At 46.1% G+C, this 16,277-nt stretch carries 15 protein-coding genes; 9 read left to right on the forward strand and 6 right to left on the reverse strand.

Annotated elements, in window-relative coordinates; all coding sequences use genetic code 11:
• Positions 1–699 precede the first annotated feature (699 nt).
• The gene (gene egtD, locus PSE7367_RS06030; protein ID WP_015164486.1) at positions 700–1,674 is read left to right on the forward strand and encodes an L-histidine N(alpha)-methyltransferase; all 975 of its coding nucleotides are present in this window, start codon (positions 700–702) and stop codon (positions 1,672–1,674) included.
• 153 nt (positions 1,675–1,827) lie between these two features.
• On the opposite strand, the gene PSE7367_RS06035 is transcribed toward egtD, so the two are convergent.
• The gene (locus PSE7367_RS06035) at positions 1,828–2,349 is read right to left on the reverse strand and encodes an AbiTii domain-containing protein (protein WP_015164487.1); all 522 of its coding nucleotides are present in this window, start codon (positions 2,347–2,349) and stop codon (positions 1,828–1,830) included.
• Positions 2,350–2,676: 327 nt separating this feature from the next.
• Here PSE7367_RS06035 and chlG point away from each other — a divergent pair, with 327 nt between their 5' ends.
• The 5 genes from chlG to PSE7367_RS06060 all read left to right on the forward strand — a co-directional run bounded on the left by chlG (position 2,677) and on the right by PSE7367_RS06060 (position 7,315).
• Complete coding sequence (gene chlG / locus PSE7367_RS06040) at positions 2,677–3,816, forward strand: chlorophyll synthase ChlG (RefSeq protein ID WP_015164488.1); 1,140 nt, start codon at positions 2,677–2,679, stop codon at positions 3,814–3,816.
• Between the two features lie 559 nt (positions 3,817–4,375).
• Positions 4,376–4,954, forward strand: coding sequence for a DUF2062 domain-containing protein (locus tag PSE7367_RS06045; RefSeq protein ID WP_015164489.1), 579 nt, complete (start codon positions 4,376–4,378; stop codon positions 4,952–4,954).
• Between the two features lie 180 nt (positions 4,955–5,134).
• Positions 5,135–5,488 carry a DUF1428 domain-containing protein gene (locus PSE7367_RS06050; RefSeq protein WP_015164490.1) on the forward strand — a complete coding sequence of 118 codons (354 nt, stop codon included), beginning with the start codon at positions 5,135–5,137 and terminating at the stop codon, positions 5,486–5,488.
• Positions 5,489–5,532: 44 nt separating this feature from the next.
• On the forward strand, positions 5,533–6,594 hold the full coding sequence (locus PSE7367_RS06055; protein WP_015164491.1) for a DMT family transporter: 1,062 nt from the start codon (positions 5,533–5,535) through the stop codon (positions 6,592–6,594).
• A 268-nt stretch (positions 6,595–6,862) separates the two neighbouring features.
• Positions 6,863–7,315 carry a hypothetical protein gene (locus tag PSE7367_RS06060; RefSeq protein WP_015164492.1) on the forward strand — a complete coding sequence of 151 codons (453 nt, stop codon included), beginning with the start codon at positions 6,863–6,865 and terminating at the stop codon, positions 7,313–7,315.
• A gap of 88 nt (positions 7,316–7,403) precedes the next feature.
• Here PSE7367_RS06060 and PSE7367_RS06065 read toward each other — a convergent pair whose 3' ends face one another.
• The 3 genes from PSE7367_RS06065 to ndhL form a co-directional block, all read right to left on the reverse strand.
• Positions 7,404–9,854: a hypothetical protein gene (locus PSE7367_RS06065; protein ID WP_015164493.1), complete on the reverse strand. Its 2,451-nt coding sequence runs from the start codon at positions 9,852–9,854 to the stop codon at positions 7,404–7,406.
• The gene (locus tag PSE7367_RS06070) at positions 9,851–10,216 is read right to left on the reverse strand and encodes a DUF3007 family protein (RefSeq protein WP_015164494.1); all 366 of its coding nucleotides are present in this window, start codon (positions 10,214–10,216) and stop codon (positions 9,851–9,853) included. The genes PSE7367_RS06065 and PSE7367_RS06070 overlap by 4 nt, the downstream gene beginning before the upstream one ends.
• Positions 10,217–10,300: 84 nt before the next feature.
• On the reverse strand, positions 10,301–10,537 hold the full coding sequence (gene ndhL / locus PSE7367_RS21065) for an NAD(P)H-quinone oxidoreductase subunit L (protein WP_015164495.1): 237 nt from the start codon (positions 10,535–10,537) through the stop codon (positions 10,301–10,303).
• Positions 10,538–10,982: 445 nt separating this feature from the next.
• On the opposite strand from ndhL, the gene PSE7367_RS06080 reads away from it, so the two are divergent.
• Together PSE7367_RS06080 and PSE7367_RS06085 are read left to right on the forward strand one after the other, a co-directional pair.
• The gene (locus PSE7367_RS06080; protein WP_015164496.1) at positions 10,983–11,924 is read left to right on the forward strand and encodes a glycosyltransferase family 2 protein; all 942 of its coding nucleotides are present in this window, start codon (positions 10,983–10,985) and stop codon (positions 11,922–11,924) included.
• A gap of 55 nt (positions 11,925–11,979) precedes the next feature.
• Positions 11,980–12,189 (forward strand): hypothetical protein, encoded by a 210-nt coding sequence (locus PSE7367_RS06085; RefSeq protein WP_015164497.1) that lies wholly within the window; start codon positions 11,980–11,982, stop codon positions 12,187–12,189.
• 71 nt (positions 12,190–12,260) lie between these two features.
• Here PSE7367_RS06085 and PSE7367_RS06090 read toward each other — a convergent pair whose 3' ends face one another.
• Both PSE7367_RS06090 and PSE7367_RS06095 read right to left on the reverse strand, forming a co-directional pair.
• Positions 12,261–12,641: a DUF6464 family protein gene (locus PSE7367_RS06090; RefSeq protein WP_015164498.1), complete on the reverse strand. Its 381-nt coding sequence runs from the start codon at positions 12,639–12,641 to the stop codon at positions 12,261–12,263.
• Positions 12,642–12,836: 195 nt separating this feature from the next.
• The gene (locus PSE7367_RS06095) at positions 12,837–14,549 is read right to left on the reverse strand and encodes a potassium channel family protein (RefSeq protein ID WP_015164499.1); all 1,713 of its coding nucleotides are present in this window, start codon (positions 14,547–14,549) and stop codon (positions 12,837–12,839) included.
• 645 nt (positions 14,550–15,194) lie between these two features.
• Here PSE7367_RS06095 and PSE7367_RS06100 point away from each other — a divergent pair.
• The gene (locus PSE7367_RS06100; protein ID WP_015164500.1) at positions 15,195–16,178 is read left to right on the forward strand and encodes a pyruvate dehydrogenase complex E1 component subunit beta; all 984 of its coding nucleotides are present in this window, start codon (positions 15,195–15,197) and stop codon (positions 16,176–16,178) included.
• The last annotated feature ends 99 nt before the right edge of the window (positions 16,179–16,277 follow it).

Here is a 16,277-nt window from a genome sequence, read left to right on the forward strand (position 1 = left end):
GGAATTTAAGGTCAATCAGCCAGGTGCCTAACGTTATGGGTTTATGAGTCCTGGTCAAGATTTGAGTTGGGATTTAGATTGGGATCTAGAAAACTAGTATTTAGATATTCAAATGTTTAAACGATTCAAATATTTGCGATCTTTAAATTTTTTTGTTTAGCCTGAGTTAAGTTAATCGGCGATTCTACTAAATCTCAGGGACTTTAATCACTAGATGGATTCTAGATGGATTCTGGATCGATTAAAGGGGAATTAAATTATGGATTAAGACTTTGTAGGCTTTGACGATCGATTTATTAATCCATTTATTAATCCATTGTTAAAAACCGTAGCACAGGGCAAAAAAAACCGTCAAACATACCCGACCTTTTTTATCGGGATTAATATATCTATAGCGATCGCAGGAAACCGTAAATAAAACTATTTCTGTGGCCTGAAATTAGCAGAAAGAATCCAAAAGCTGCTTAAAACCACCCGAAAGGATAGTTAAAAGCGATCGCCAGAATGTTTAACTTGAAAAGGGAATTGAATCACAAAGCAGTAGGCCAAAAAGTCTAGAAATTTTGCCAAATCAAAAAAAGCGAAATTAGCAGTAAATCGCAGCGATGACTCGATCATCTCAAAATATAGATGTAATCCAACCATAATCAAGCAATAAACCCAAATTAAGCCCAATATTTAAGTCAACAAACAAGCACAATGAGCCAAGCCGTCGAAAAAATAACCCTACATGACTATCAGCCTCAGCTGGCCAGCTTTCGCCAGGAAGTTTTGGCTGGGCTAGCGATGCCCCGCAAACAGTTTCCGCCTACATTTTTGTTCTATGACAAGCGTGGCTCTGATCTGTTTATTGATATTTGTAGTACCAGTGAATATTACGTCACTCGCACCGAAGTTAAAATCCTGCAACAAAACAATGCCGAGATTGCTGAATATATTGGCGATCGCGCCTTGCTGATTGAATATGGCAGCGGTAGTAGCCCCAAGATTCATGCCCTGCTTGATGCTTTGCATGCTCCAGTGGCCTATATGCCGATCGACATTGAAAAAGCCCACTTACTCGATGCGGCGGAAAAAATTTCCCATAAGTATCCCAATTTAGACGTGGTGGCGATCGTGGCTGACTATACCAAGCAGCTTCACTTGCCCCAGATAGAAGGAGCCCATCAAAAAGTAGTTTTCTTTGCGGGCGGCACGATCGGCAATCTCAATCCCAAACAGGCGATCGCCTTGCTGTCCCAGGCGCGGCAGTTGGTGGCTCCTGCTGGTGGGATGCTGGTGGGCGTAGACCTGAAAAAAGATCCCAATCGGCTCCATGCAGCCTATAACGATGCCCAGGGAATCACGGCAGAATTTAATTTAAATATTCTGGCCAATATTAACCGTGAACTAAACGCTAATTTTGATTTAGATTGCTTTAGTCACTATGCCTTCTATAACCCAACCGAAGGCAGAATCGAGATGCACTTGGTCAGCCTCAAAGCGCAAACTGTGATTGTGGCAGGGCAGGAGTTTGCTTTCAAAGCGGGGGAGAGCATTCATACCGAAAACTCCTATAAATATAGTTTGGATGATTTTAAGTATGTGGCGCAGGCGGCTGGATTTACCCTCCGCAAAACCTGGTTAGATCAAAACCGCTTATTCAGTGTTCATTACCTGTCGGCCAGTGATTAACATCGGTGCGATCAAAAAAGATCTTTCAAGGCTCTTCAAGAGAGCAAACAAGGTTCTTGCTTCTTGTCTTGGGCGATCGATCTCGCCAGTAACGACAGGTAATGCCTTAATAATGACTTACATATGCCTTAATAAGGACTGCTTAAACCTAGCTTAAGTTAAAGCCGCTGTTAATAACTTGATGACTTGCTCTTTGGTAGCAATCACGATCGCTTGGACTTGTTTCGCACTCACATAACCACCAAATACTTCCTGGCCAGCCATCTGCGACAGAAAGTCAGTGATCTGCGGAATTAAAGTAAGGGTCAGGCCATTTTTTTGATGGGCTTCGAGTTTACTAATTTCCTGGGTCAGATTCCAGGCACGATAGCGATCGTCGATCGTGTTTATTTTCTGGCCATCCTGGTCAATATAATCCAATTGCACCTTGCGATAGTCAGGCAATGTAAATTTATGATCATAGCCATAAATCTCTGGTTCTAAGCAGTTAGCAAGATTGGCTAGGGTTGATATGTTCTCTGTCTGGCTTTGACATAACTGCCATAACTCCAGCAAAATTCCGCTCAATGGCGTTGCTAATAGCGGTTGCTCTAGTTCAGAATCACAATTAAGCTGATCGATCGCCTCTAACCGATCGGTAAATTCTTTTAGCTGATGGGTTATTTCGATAGACATGCGTAAATTATGATTTCCTGGCAGGGGAGAGTGGCTCTAAATAATTTATAAATAATTTAATTTCAACAATTGCTCGATTAGTACAGGTATATATGCTGGTTTTAGCCGAAATCTATTGATGTCACTTTTGATGGCTTAAGCATATACCCATGTGCCGATCGCCCAAATTGCTGGAATTGCATCAAATCAGTAGACTAACCATAAGTCTGGTTTGGGCAGATGGTCTAGACACCAGATAAGTTGCTATGCTGGGCTAATTATTGCCATTAATTATTGATTAAAATCTGCCTAGATCAAATATCCTAACGTCAAGTTTGTGAAGGTTCCATGACATCTCAAAATCCCGATCTATCCCCTGAAGCAAGTTCAGCCGACCAAGCCGCAGAATTAGCCGCTGAAATCACCACCGAAACAACATCATCAGCCGATCGCATCGATACAGATGATGCAGATGCTGCAAATAATGCAGATGCTGCAAATAATGCAGAGGCGAAAGAGGCCAAAGATGCAGATGCTAGTAAAGGCTCACGCACCAGACAAATGCTGGGGATGAAGGGCGCTGACTATCAAGAAACCTCGATCTGGAAGTTGCGCTTGCAGCTCATGAAGCCGATCACCTGGATTCCTTTGATCTGGGGGGTGGTTTGCGGTGCGGCTTCGTCGGGCAATTATACCTGGACGATCGAGAATGTGCTGATTTCTGCCGCCTGTATGCTGATGGCAGGACCATTACTGGCGGGATATACCCAGACAATCAATGACTATTACGATCGGGAAATTGACGCAATTAATGAGCCCTATCGCCCGATTCCCTCTGGCGCAATTCCGCTCAAGCAGGTAGTAGCTCAAATTTGGATTTTGCTAGCTGCTGGGATTTTAGTGGCGGCTGGTCTGGATCTTTGGGCTGGACACACCTTCCCCACGATCACGCTGATGGCGGCGCTGGGTTCGTTTTTGTCTTATATATATTCTGCGCCTCCTTTGAAACTCAAACAAAATGGCTGGCTGGGTAACTACGCGCTTGGTTCCAGCTACATTGCATTGCCCTGGTGGGCTGGTCATGCTCTGTTTGGCGATCTGAATTTGACGATCGTGATTATTACTCTGGTCTATAGCTTTGCTGGCCTTGGGATCGCGGTGGTAAATGACTTCAAGAGTGTGGAAGGCGATCGCCAACTGGGTCTGCAATCGCTGCCAGTCATGTTTGGTGTGGATAAGGCGGCTTTGATCTCGGCCACGATGATCGATGTATTTCAAATTGCGATCGCGCTCTATCTGTTGGCAGTGGGCGAAAAGCTGTTAGCTAGTCTATTGGTTTTGCTGGTAATTCCCCAAATCACCTTCCAGGACATGTACTTCCTGCGTAACCCACTGGAAAATGATGTTAAATATCAAGCCAGTGCCCAGCCATTTCTGGTGATCGGCATGTTGGTGGCGGGGATTGCAATGGGACATGCGGGAGTTTAGTTAATTGCTGGTGGCGATCGATGGTGATGTTGTGAAACTAAACTGTCTTGGCTAGTATGCTTGAGAGCTGGGAAAGGTTGACTAACGCTTTATTTCATTTTTTTCACAAAAGCATCTACAGGTCTACGCCGCTACTACGATCGATAATTTCTTGGGTTAAAGATAAACTAGATATAAATGATTAACCTGAGTTCTAACTCAATCGGGCGTAGTCAGAAGTAGCAATAAAGGCGAAAACTAGTCTAGAAGCAAGCTAGATTACTTGCCAGCGCGATCTACATCACTTAGTTCCTGGCTCTGGGATTGGAAGATGTCGGTAGCAAGTATGCAGCTTGAGCCAAAATGAGGCTCAGGATTGTAAATTTTGGACTTTAAGTTTGAAATCCAATCTTGAGTATTGCCAATTAGAAATTAGAGCCTGACGGGACACAGCTTTAGCAATTGCTTAATGTTCTCGTCCTCAAGTCCGGTGGGCAATATTCCTGATACGAGCTGGCATTTCACATCATCTGGCTTCACAGCTTGAGATTGCACAATAGACTTTAGCCATCACTAAACTATGAAATTAAGCAGCAGAGACGATCGCCCAACCCAATTTTTGCGCCAAGAACAAGCCCCGCCAATTAAGCCAATTAAGCTGGACAAGAAACGCAAAAAAGGCTGGCAAAGGCAGTTGCGGTATATCTATTTGCGTGTAATTCGATCGAACAGTAGCCCCAAATCGATCGCCAGAGGGCTAGCAGCGGGTGTGTTTTCCGGCATGTTTCCCTTCTTTGGGCTGCAAACTATTATTGCTTTAGTTTTGGCTTTTGTGCTCAGGGGCAACAAGCTAGTGGCTGCGATCGCCACCTGGATTAGTAACCCCATTACCTATATACCGCTCTACATGTTTAATTTCTATCTTGGCAAATGGCTGCTGGGGGGTAATAAAGCGGTGCCCTTTTCACCGATGGATATTGGCTCGTGGAATGAACTGGGTAGTCTTGGTGGTATGGTGCTAGGCAGCTTACTTTTGGGCTGTTTGGTGTCTGGCACGATCGCCGGTGTGATTAGTTATTTTGTGGGTGTCTGGTTGTTTCGGCGAGTGCGAAAGGCTCACTATCGCCAAAGACACAATGCTTATTACGAACTGCCTTAGTGTAAGCATTAAAACTGGCTGATAGCTTAAATAATATAATAAAAAAGTGCGATCAGAATCCAATCTAGGATTAGCTTTTGGAATTTATTCATGCTGCACAACTGCTCTTAACATGAGTCTGACAATGCGGTTTTTGTAGCAAGGTTTGTAACAAAAATCTCTTGAAAGGAGTAAGTGATTATGCACTATATCGATGGATGTGTACTTGCAGTACCAATAGGTAATAAAGACATTTACAAAAAGTATGCGGAAGCAGTGGCGATCGTGTTTAAGGAATACGGAGCACTGAAGCTGATCGATTGTTGGGCTGATGATGTCCCTGATGGAGAAATCACCTCTTTCCCCATGGCAGTTAAATGCAAAGAGGATGAAACAGTCTGTTTCTCCTGGATCGTTTGGCCCTCCAAAGAAGTCCGCAATGATACATGGCCGAAAGTTATGGCTGACTCTCGCTTAAGCAATGAGAATAACCCAATGCCGTTTGATGCAAAACGTATGATCTTTGGTGGATTTGAGATGATCGTTGATGTTTAAGTAACTGCAAAATTTTTATAGATAAGCTTGGTAAATTAGCTAAATTGAGTAAGTTTGACAGACCAAGCAAGATCCTGATCTGGATAATTTTAACAGCGGGGATTGCTGCAATTTCCAGCGCTGCCCTTTTAATTCGTCTGGCTTTGCAGGCAGCAGGAGAAGAAGGCATTGGCGTAAGCCTATCGATCGCGGCGATGCGGCTGACAATGGCCACTTTGTTACTACTGCCAATTAACTATACGCAGCATTTAGGCAGAACGAAGAGAAATCCACGATCGACATTGAGATCTAATCAGCGCGAAGATCCAAAAACCCCGCCACTTGCCCAACCAGCATTAGCACTTAAGGATGAGTTGCAATCAGATCGGGCAATTAATCCCGCAACCAAAACTCAAGCAATACCACGATCGGAGTCAACCATCCTGATTGCGATCGCTTCTGGCTTGTTGCTGGCTCTGCAATTTTGCACCTGGACGACCTCTCTTTCCTATACCTCGATCGCTGCTTCTACTACTCTGGTGACCACTAATCCGGTCTGGACAGCCTTGATTGGCTGGTGGTGGGGTAAGGAGCGCCTGAGCTGGACTACCTGGCTGGGAATGGCGATCGCCTTGACTGGTGGCGTGGTCATTGCCCAAGCGGACGGAGATCCACAAACAGCTAGCAATCCGGCACTGGGTAATTTACTGGCTTTGCTGGGTGCAATTGCGATGAGTTTATATTTCCATCTGGCACAGCAATCACAAAAGCGAGGTCTGAGCCTGAATAGGCATATTGCGATCGCCTATGGTAGCGCTGCTCTGTTTTTACTACCCCTGCCGTTTTTAGCCCAAACCTATTACTGGCATTTTTCAACCCAATTCTATGGCTTTGTGTTCTTGCTGGCGATCGCCCCCCAATTGATTGGCCATACTAGCTTGAACTGGTCATTGCGCTGGACTTCACCTACGGCAGTGGCGATCGTGACTCTCTGTGAGCCGGTGTTAGCCAGTGTGCTTGGTTATCTATTCCTATCAGAGGCGGTGGCGATCGTAACCATGATTGGCGCGGCTTTAATTTTGGCTGGGGTGGCGATCAGTCTCTGGCAGTTGGCTCAAACCAAGTGAGGAATTTTTTTTAACACGGCTTGTGATTGGGGATTGCCTGGGCAATTTAATTGTTGTGTTAGCGAGCATTTTTGATTGAACTGGCGTTGAGCAAATTCTTAAATTCTTATTCAAGCGATCGCCACCAGCATTGTGTGAAATTATGTTGAGAGCAAGGCTGATTTACCCGCTTGATAGAGTTTATGGGTGAAGATCTAACTAGAATACTTTATTATTTTCATCCTCTTGGAAACTACGCCCTAGCATTTAATTACTGGAGGCTAAGGCCATGATGATATCAAAAAAAATTATAAACTCTGATTTCCAAAGCCAAATCACATCCCTGTGGACATGCTTTTTATTGGGCACCTTGTTCCATACTCAGTTAGCTTTGATGCCATTGTTTCATGGTCTAGAAGTGACACATTCCCACACCGACAAGGTAGTGAATTTAGATTTTGTGTTCTGGTTTATGCTGCTGTTTTTTGCGCTGCCAATGCTGACGATCGCCTTGACCCATTTCACCACCGCCAGGATCTATCGCAAATTTCATTTTGGCTTGACCGTGATCTTTACGGTATTGAATTTCATTCACTTGGCGATCGATATTGTGATCGCAGTGCCATCCTATCAGATCGCATTGATGGTGTTATTGTTTACGATCGGCATTGGCTTAAATGTTGTCTCCTGGCAATGGCTGCGTTATGGCCATATTGTGATCCCTAAAACCGTTGTCAGCTAGATTGTGCGATTAGGCGATGGTTTTAATTTTTTGGTATGAGGCTAAATTGGTGACTTTTGAAGCTGAATTGATGACTTAAATTGATTACTTAAGCTGAGAGCATAATTAAATTACCCTGCCAACTCTCAGATTCCAGGTCAGCAGCTAAGCCCGAACTGCGAAGATCGCCAGCACGGATATTTTGCGCCAAGGGCAAGAGGGAATTACAAAGGGGAGCCGATCGCAACCAGAGATGGAATTTTGTAGTTGCTACTGCATCGGGATTAGGATCGCAGCCATAGATGTTGTGCTGGAGGATTTGTGCCGCGATCGCACCCAGATTAATTTTTGCCTGAGTGGGGCGGCGGGCTGATTCTGAAGCGTTGGTTGATATATTTACTGGTTCTAATTTTTGTATTTCTTGGGCAGCAGCAATGAACTGGGCGAGTAAGAAATCAAAGGCAACCGCTAGTTCTACGCCAGAGCCACATTTAGGATCAACGATGCGTAGTTCTGAGAGGGCTTGTTGGTACAATTGCCAGAACCTTAGCCTGGTTTCCGGTGTAGTGGCGGCAATATTTGGGGCTGGATTATCTAGATTATGAGGACGAGGAGGGCTCAGATCTGCGGATGGGGAATTAGCTGGAGTTGGTTCGATCGCCGCTGGTGGTAAAACTTGAGAAGATTGAAGCTTGGGATTAGCAATCTCTTCAGCCGGAACTGTTTTCTCTCCATTTTGAATATTACTAGCACTATCACTAGCATCACTGACTGAATCCCCCTTAGGAGCATAATCCCCCTCTAGGGCTGGCTCATGGCGATCGCCTGCTTCTATCTTTTGATCTTCTGCCAAAAGCTCAGCAATCCTGGCATTGATTTGTTTGGTGAGTTTGACCGGGATATATTCTGCCCGCAACAGCGATCGGGGCGGGAAAGCCAGCTTACGGCGTTTTGGGGCTTCCCCCGTTTCCGCCTCCTGCCGCAAGAGCAGCAAATCGCGCAGGGTTTCTTCTAAGATATAGGCGATCGCGGTGCTAGAAATATCTTCGCCAAAATCAAAGCGGGTTAGTTCTTTTAATTGGCGGCAAAACTCTTCACCCACAAACAAATCGCGGTCAAGCAAGGGATCAAACTGAAACAAGCTACTGCCATAGGCTGGGATCGACCAATTCAGACGCGAGATGCCACCATAGACCCAATTAAAGATCGCCTTGTAGTTATCCCAGGCGGGTTGAGGCCGATAGGGATTCTCAAATTCATAGGCATCCTTCAGTAAATTGGTTGGCAACATCTGCCGATCTTCGCCAGCGGCAATAAACATAATTCGATCGAGGAGTTTTTGCACCTGGGTGATCGCCAAATTAGTTAACTGAGCAGGAGATATATCACTGGGAAGATAGCTTGGGCTTGTTTCAGGCTCAGCAATAGATGTAGGCGTGCTTTGCGTTGGGCTAGCTCCGGTACTAGCTTTGTTACTGGGGGACGCAATTAGTGGCGCATTATCTCTACCCAAGGCAAGCGCCCGCAGTTGCTTAGCAGGTGGGCTTTGGTTAGGAGCATCACTGGGATTAGCGTTAGGACTATGATAAAAATCTGGGTTGGCCTGTGGGTCGGTCTGCTGGTGGCGGCGTTGGTGGGCTGCTCGATCGTGGCCATGTTCGGCCTGGTCATGGGGATGGCGATCGGTGTTTTGGTTGGGCTCGTGGCTGGCTTTTTGGTGGCGCTGTTGGTGGGTTAATTGCTTTTGAGTTTGATCCTGGCGCTGCTGGCTTGGGCTGGTATCAGTGCGATCGGCATGATCTAAAGCTTCTGAAGCATCTACGGCATCTTGATTGAAATGATTAACCTTGGGATCAGTTTGCCCAGTCTGCTCAGATTGTTCAGATTGCTCAGTGGCAATTTGCTGCAAGCGATATCGAAAGTCTTTGACCAGATTCAGGCGAACTTTATGAAAATAGCTATAGAAATCCCGCGCGATCACCATTTCCGCATTTTGCGATTCTTCTAATAGCTGCAAAATCCGCGATCGCTCCTGGCTATTGGGTAGCCCTGGCAACAGGGTACGGCGGCACAGAATAAAATAAAACTGGCGCAGATAGTCAGCATCAACGATCAACTTTCCCAGGCTAAACTGCTGGTAGAACAATTTTGGCTTGGATTTGTGATAAAGCCGTAAACATTTATAATCGATCGCAATCAACCATTCACTCGCCGCATGTTGGGGCTGAATTTCCCGATCGATGCCATGAATAAAAATTTCCGCCACCACCTGGAGTCCATCTTCAAAAAAGAATCCTAGCGCCGGGCTCGGCTGAAATTCAAACTCCCACCCGCGTGAATCTTCACCAAAGGGCGATCGATAGCCCAACACTTCCACAAACAGGTCATGCAAAAACTCGGCATCACTGGCTTCGTCCGGTTGCTTGCCGTCGTTAATATACTTGAGCCATTTCACGATCTTGCTGGCTCGTCTGGTCAGATCGGCAGGGAAACCAAACGTAGCAATGCGATTTTTCAGGGTTTTGCGTTGAAACAGGGGATATGGCGATCGCGTCGTCATTGGTCTGCATCTGGGTCGGATTTGGCAGCCTGTTGCTGTTCGCTTGCCGCTAATTCCTCGGCTAATTCTTCGGCAGCGATCTCGGCCTGAAGCTTGGCGATTTCTTCCGGTGACATCTCCGCCAATTTTTTTTGCAATACTGCTTTTTTATAGTCATCTAATTGTTGATCGAGGGTCATATTGCCCGTGACCACCCGCAATAAATAGGTCGATAGCCATGCCAGCAAACCCACCACCAGCACTAACTGGCTCCAGACTCCGGCTGAATTGGCCTCAATGCCAGCCATTTTCAAACCAAAGTAGGCCACGCCACCAAGGGCGAAGAAAGCTAGGGTGATGGCGATCGCATCAATTCGACGCATTAATATTGCTTATGGATTGAGATGAATTTTGATTGAGATGGATTGGTGAGGATGCTGATTGGAATTATCAACAAATGCAAGCCTCTAGATCTTGCGGGGCTGAGGCCGAAAGTTGAGGAAAGGCGAGAGCAGCAACAGACCAGGGAAGAAGAAAAAGACCAAAAAACAAATGAAGGCTCTCTCCATACTGCTAGTTTTATACCAGCGGGCTTTGAAGTAAAACATCAGCATGGTTGGAACCACTAGTAGATAAGTGCCACCAATTACAGCGTAGGCAATCAGAGCTAGCCCATAGGGGAGGTTGTTAATCAGATCAATCATAGGGTTGTCTAGGTAGGCAATTGTCTAAAGTCTAAAAGTAGTCTAGGTTGCAATCAGATAAGCGTGAGATGTCTTAGACGTACTGAACGTACTGAAGCTGCGGATCATTTAATCGATCAACATAATTGATCACAGCGATCATAGCGATAATTACGATCGGCTATTTTCTTAATTCACCTCGATCGTTACGTGCCTAGAATAAAGCAATAATGCTGATTTACAGCCAGGTGAGCGATCGCGGTTAAATTGTTACCTTTGCTTACAATGCATTTTAGCAAAGAAGGTTTGACTAGCTGAGTTATTTATTTGGAGGTGAAAACCCACCTACACCAATTAGAACCAATTTGCTAGGATTCTACTGGAGTTGTATTCTTAATAATTGCGCTGTAATTGCGCTAATCATCTTACTTATTCCAGCATTCACAGCATAGCGGCATAGCAACCTATGAACAAAGAAAAGTGGTCGGTCGTGATCCCCACCTACAATCGTCTACCAATCTTAACTAAGTGTTTGAGGTCTTTGGAAAATCAAGACTTTGAGCAAGAGTATGAAGTGATTGTGATCGATGATGGTTCTACTGACGGCACGGTGGAATTTTTGCAAACCCATACCAATGAGTTTCCCCACGTTAAATTATTTCAGCGGGATCATCAGGGAGCCTCGATCGCCCGTAACACCGGGGTAGAAGTTGCCACTGGCGAAATTATCTTGTTTATTGACAGCGATCTGGTGTCGATGCCAGGGTCGCTAACCGCTCATGCCAGGGCACTAGAAGGACAGGATAAAGCCTTTACCTATGGCCGCATTGTGAACACCTCCAACTTTGATGACCCCACCTCCGAGCCGTTTACGCTGACGGATGTGTCTAATGCCTACTTCGCTACTGGCAATACGGCGATCGCCAAGCATTGGTTTATCGAGGCAGGCGGCTTTGATCCTGACTTCAAACAATATGGCTGGGAAGATCTAGAGCTGGGGGTGCGGCTCAAGAATATGGGGTTTAAGATTATTAAATGCCCCAAAGCCCTTGGCTATCACTGGCATCCACCCTTTACAATGGACGAAGTACCCAAATTAATTGATGTGGAAAAGCAACGCGGTCGGATGGGGGCAATTTTTTATCAAAAGCATCCTACCTGGGATGTGCGCATGATCATTCAAATGACCTGGCTGCATAAGGCGCTGTGGGGTTTGCTATCGTTTGGTGGGGCACTTAATGAGCGATCGCTAAAACCAATTTTGCAGTTTCTGATCGATCGCAATCGCCCCCAATTAGCGCTGGAGATCGCCCGCATTTTCCTGAATTGGTATAGTGTCCAGGCGGTCTATGATGCCTATGCCCAGGCTAGCCAAACCAAGCCAACCAGCCAGTCTGCCACTAGTTAAATTTCGAGCCAAGCTTGCATGAACTCACCTAAAGCCAGGGAGGTTGAGAGCAGTAGTGAAAGTATCGTTAGAATTTCTATACCATTTCCGCTGCGATCGCTGTGATAACTGGTGGAGTCGCGCTGACATTGAACCCAAACCTGGCGATCGGGTTTATTGTCCTCAATGCGGCAGCGTGAATACGGTCGAAGAAATTCAAACTTTTCGGAATGCGGCGCGATCGGCCTGTTTGCACACCCCGCCCGATCCTGAGCCTTTAACTTAATTCAACGTGAGTTCGCTGGATCTTTGCAGTCCGTAACAATGCTTAGAATTGAATTCGAGCGATCGCCCCGATCAATTTTCCGCTTCGATCTCTGGCGCTACTTCCCGCAAACTACATCCCTGGCAAGGCCCAGCCGGATTTACGGCACAGCGCAAAACCTCCGACTTGGCATTATAAATACAGCTAGCATCACCAATTATCCACCGCCCTTCTAGATAAGTACGCTCTGGATCTTTTTGGGCTGTTTGGACGCTAATTACAATCTTGCTAAGGCGATAGCGACCGCGCCGAAACTGATAGTTGTGGCGACGTTCCAGCACTGTATAGGCTTGACCATCGATTTCCAGATAGTTACCCGGTTGGGGTTTCCAATCCAAATAAATTTTCCCCAGTGGCGTGGTGGAATTGCCAATTAGAACTTCTGTCGGTAAATCTATATCTTCTGTAGACAATTTGGTCTGAGTCCTCCCGCAGTCCAGATCGTGCTTTGCGATTAACAAATCTTAAACCAGATTGTAGCGATCGTTCCAGCCTATTTGGTCAAAATTTAATGCCATTCTCTCTCTACGGCATTAAAGCATGATTGATATCTATAAACCAGGTTTGTCATTCCCCATATTTTTTTGATTGCAACTACTTTTATTTAGCTACTTTGCCCTGATCGTGGTGGCATAACTTGAATCCGGCATCGTCGTAACCCGCCAGATTTGTTCGAGGTGGGAGCCGGGAATAGTCAAATAGAGCAGATCGCCGGGATCGAGCGTGGCATCGAGCAAATTCCAGCCGTGGATCGTCTGGGAAGCAGTTTCAATATAAAGCGGCACAAAATCCGCATTCATAGCCACCTCACGGGCTAGTTTGCCACAAAAAGGATGCTCTGGTGTGATTTTGGTAGCTAAACAAATCCATAGACTATCGGCGGTAATGCCATTACCCAGAATTCTGCCCCCCAGGGCGGCGGCTGCAAATGCTGGTGCCACGATCTCAGAAGGGCTGAGCACAGACTTGAAGTCAAAAATTTGCTTAGCCATCTGGGCAAAATGGGCATCTTCATAACGCACCACCACTGGAATACGCGGTGCGATCCCCTTGGCATTGAGCGCCACTTCTAAGTTGGCAGAATCAGTGCTAGTCACACTCAGCAACGCTTCGGCATTCTCTACATTCGCTGCTTTGAGCGTTGTTGATAAGCCCGCGTCCCCAAAAATGATCGGGATTTTGAGCGACTTAATCGCATTTAGGAAGCGATTGTTGGCATCTCGCTCAATAATTACCACCTCGTGGCCATAGCTATGTAGTTGGGTGGCGATCTGCACGCCCACTCCGCCCAGACCGCAAACAATGTAGTGTCCTGCCTGGGGAACACTGGCCGCACTCCAAAGCTGCCGAAACCTGGTACCCAAAATAAAATCATTCAGCAGTGCATACCAAATGCCAATCACTGCCGCCCCCACCAACATCATCAGCGAGGTAAATAGCTTAATGCTGTCGGGGGAATTTTCAACTACTTCCTCTTGACCACCCGCTCCAGTGATCATGCCCATAGAAAAATAGAGCGCATCGATCGGCGAAACGTTGAACTGCAAGCCCGCATATACGATCGTGGTAGCAAAAATCGTGGCAATTAGAGCCAGCGCTACCAGCAACACCGATCGACTGTAGCGGTGGAAGTAGCGAACTTTCGTGACAATGGTCACAATCTTTTGCAGCCAACTTTTATGGGAGGAGGTACGCACATTTGGTTTGGAGCCAATTAGGAGCCGATCGCCCACTTCCAATTTTTTACCAGTCAACACCGCTGAAACCAGATCGATTTGGTCACCGATCGGCAAATAGTAAATCATCATCCGCGATCGACTATCCCACAGGTCGCTAAGTTTGCGCCCCCGCCAAGGATGGCGATCGCTGATGTATTCTTCGTTAATTGGCCAGGTTTGATTAAATAACCGCAACTGACCGATCGCCTGGGAGCCTAGTGCTGCAAATGCAAATACTGGTGCTGCCAAAGCTGCCACACTCATGGTGACATGGTCGGGTAGGGTTTGATCGAGGCGATCGCCCAGGCTGGTATTAAATAGGCGATTGACAATTCTGATCCGCGGATTCAGCACCCTAGCTTGCATCAGAGTCGCTAAATTTTTGGCCTCATCGGCACTGGCCACCACCAGGGTTTGCGCCTCCCGAATTCCCGCTTGCACCAACACCGAAGCTGAGCGTTGATCGCCTACCACCACGCCTGTATCTTCACCAGGAATAGGGCGATCGTGAATACCAAGTGCGGGCACCCCTTGCTGACGCAACAGGCAAAGAATTTTATATCCAGTTGAGTCCAATCCACAGACTATGATTCGCGCGCGCATGGCAATTTAGATTTAGCCCAGTTTGGGACGGATTAAATTAATACTAATTAATTAAAAGCAACTAAAAGCAATCAAGGGTACTACTTTAATTGTATTGCGCTAGCAAGGGATAGCTGTAGCTGTAATTACTGGTTAGCCTTTCTTTAACTTAATTTAAGTATCTTTTAAGCATCTTTTAAGTATCTATTTTTCTTGGTGTGGACAATGACCCTGCGGCGGGAAAAGTGGTGCTATGGCGATCGTAAATTTGGGAGCCCAGTTAAATTTGCTTAACCTTTGGTAACAATAAGCGTTATAATTTGCACGCAGTCGTAATTTGATCTGTTCAAGTTATTGCGCTATGCAGTCTTAGCCGTCTTAGGGCGATCGAAAGGGTTTGCTAATGTTGAATAAATAATTGCATTTAATCCCATCAATAGCCACCCTATTTTTGCCATCACATCTTGTACCCTGCTCGCTGGGCAAACGCGAATGTTTAGATTGTTTAGATTGTATGGTGTAGATAGTGAATGTATGTATAGATTATCGATCGCTTAACAGCTACGCGAGATTGAGTGGTTGGCTATGCCTGACCGAATATTAACTAAACCGAATATTAACTAATCAGACTTAAACAATTCAGACTTAAAATTAAGTAGAGATTATATGGCAGAGGTAACCTTTTTTAATGCCCTTCGTGAAGCCCTAGATGAAGAAATGGCACGCGATCCAGCCGTCTATGTGATGGGTGAGGATGTGGGTCTTTATGGCGGTTCATATAAGGTTACAAAGGATCTTTATCAGAAGTATGGCGAGCTGCGCTTGCTCGATACCCCCATTTGTGAAAATAGCTTTATGGGCATGGCGATCGGCTCGGCTATGACTGGGCTACGGCCGATCGTGGAAGGTATGAATATGGGCTTTTTGCTCCTGGCCTTCAACCAGATTTCTAATAACGCCGGTATGTTGCGCTATACCTCCGGTGGTAATTTTAAAATTCCATTGGTGGTGCGCGGCCCCGGCGGGGTTGGCCGGAATCTTGGCGCAGAGCATTCCCAACGTCTGGAGTCCTATTTCCAAGCCGTGCCAGGGATCAAGATGGTGGCATGTTCCACTCCCTACAATGCCAAGGGCTTATTAAAAGCCGCGATCCGCGATGATAATCCGGTGCTGTTCTTTGAGCATGTGTTGCTCTATAACCTCAAGCAAGATTTGCCCGACGAAGAATATATATTGCCGATCGACAAAGCTGAAATTGTGCGCCCCGGCAAAGACGTTACGATTCTCACCTACTCGCGGATGCGTTACCACGTGCTGAAGGCGCTGGAAAAATTAGTGCCCAATGGCTATGACCCAGAGGTAATTGATTTAATTTCGCTCAAACCGCTGGATATGGAAGCAATTTCCGCTTCGCTCAAGAAGACCCACCGCTTAATCATTGTCGAAGAAGATACTCGCTTTGGTGGGATCGGCGCGGAGATCGTGGCTTCTATTAATGATAATTTCTTTGATGAATTGGATGCCCCGATCGTGCGATTGGCCTCATTGGATGTGCCGACTCCCTATAACAGCACCCTCGAAAACCTGACGATCGTGCAGCCGGATCAGATTGTTAAGGCAGTGGAAGAAATGGTCGGTGTACCTGTTTAGTTTTTAGTTAGAGCTAATTTGATTACCGATCGATTGAGCGATTGAGACTAATACATCCACCGTTTTTGATTACTCCCCCCTAATTGAAAGTAATGAAAA

Source organism: Pseudanabaena sp. PCC 7367 (assembly GCF_000317065.1).
GTDB classification, from domain to species: domain Bacteria; phylum Cyanobacteriota; class Cyanobacteriia; order Pseudanabaenales; family Pseudanabaenaceae; genus Thalassoporum; species Thalassoporum mexicanum.

Excerpts from the sequence above, each read along its gene's own strand:
- egtD (WP_015164486.1), top strand. The coding sequence starts at position 700 with ATGAGCCAAGCCGTCGAAAAAATAACCCTACATGACTATCAGCCTCAG.
- PSE7367_RS06035 (WP_015164487.1), bottom strand. The coding sequence starts at position 2,349 with ATGTCTATCGAAATAACCCATCAGCTAAAAGAATTTACCGATCGGTTA.
- chlG (WP_015164488.1), top strand. The coding sequence starts at position 2,677 with ATGACATCTCAAAATCCCGATCTATCCCCTGAAGCAAGTTCAGCCGAC.
- PSE7367_RS06045 (WP_015164489.1), top strand. The coding sequence starts at position 4,376 with ATGAAATTAAGCAGCAGAGACGATCGCCCAACCCAATTTTTGCGCCAA.
- PSE7367_RS06050 (WP_015164490.1), top strand. The coding sequence starts at position 5,135 with ATGCACTATATCGATGGATGTGTACTTGCAGTACCAATAGGTAATAAA.
- PSE7367_RS06060 (WP_015164492.1), top strand. The coding sequence starts at position 6,863 with ATGATGATATCAAAAAAAATTATAAACTCTGATTTCCAAAGCCAAATC.
- PSE7367_RS06065 (WP_015164493.1), bottom strand. The coding sequence starts at position 9,854 with ATGACGACGCGATCGCCATATCCCCTGTTTCAACGCAAAACCCTGAAA.
- PSE7367_RS06070 (WP_015164494.1), bottom strand. The coding sequence starts at position 10,216 with ATGCGTCGAATTGATGCGATCGCCATCACCCTAGCTTTCTTCGCCCTT.
- ndhL (WP_015164495.1), bottom strand. The coding sequence starts at position 10,537 with ATGATTGATCTGATTAACAACCTCCCCTATGGGCTAGCTCTGATTGCC.
- PSE7367_RS06080 (WP_015164496.1), top strand. The coding sequence starts at position 10,983 with ATGAACAAAGAAAAGTGGTCGGTCGTGATCCCCACCTACAATCGTCTA.
- PSE7367_RS06095 (WP_015164499.1), bottom strand. The coding sequence starts at position 14,549 with ATGCGCGCGCGAATCATAGTCTGTGGATTGGACTCAACTGGATATAAA.
- PSE7367_RS06100 (WP_015164500.1), top strand. The coding sequence starts at position 15,195 with ATGGCAGAGGTAACCTTTTTTAATGCCCTTCGTGAAGCCCTAGATGAA.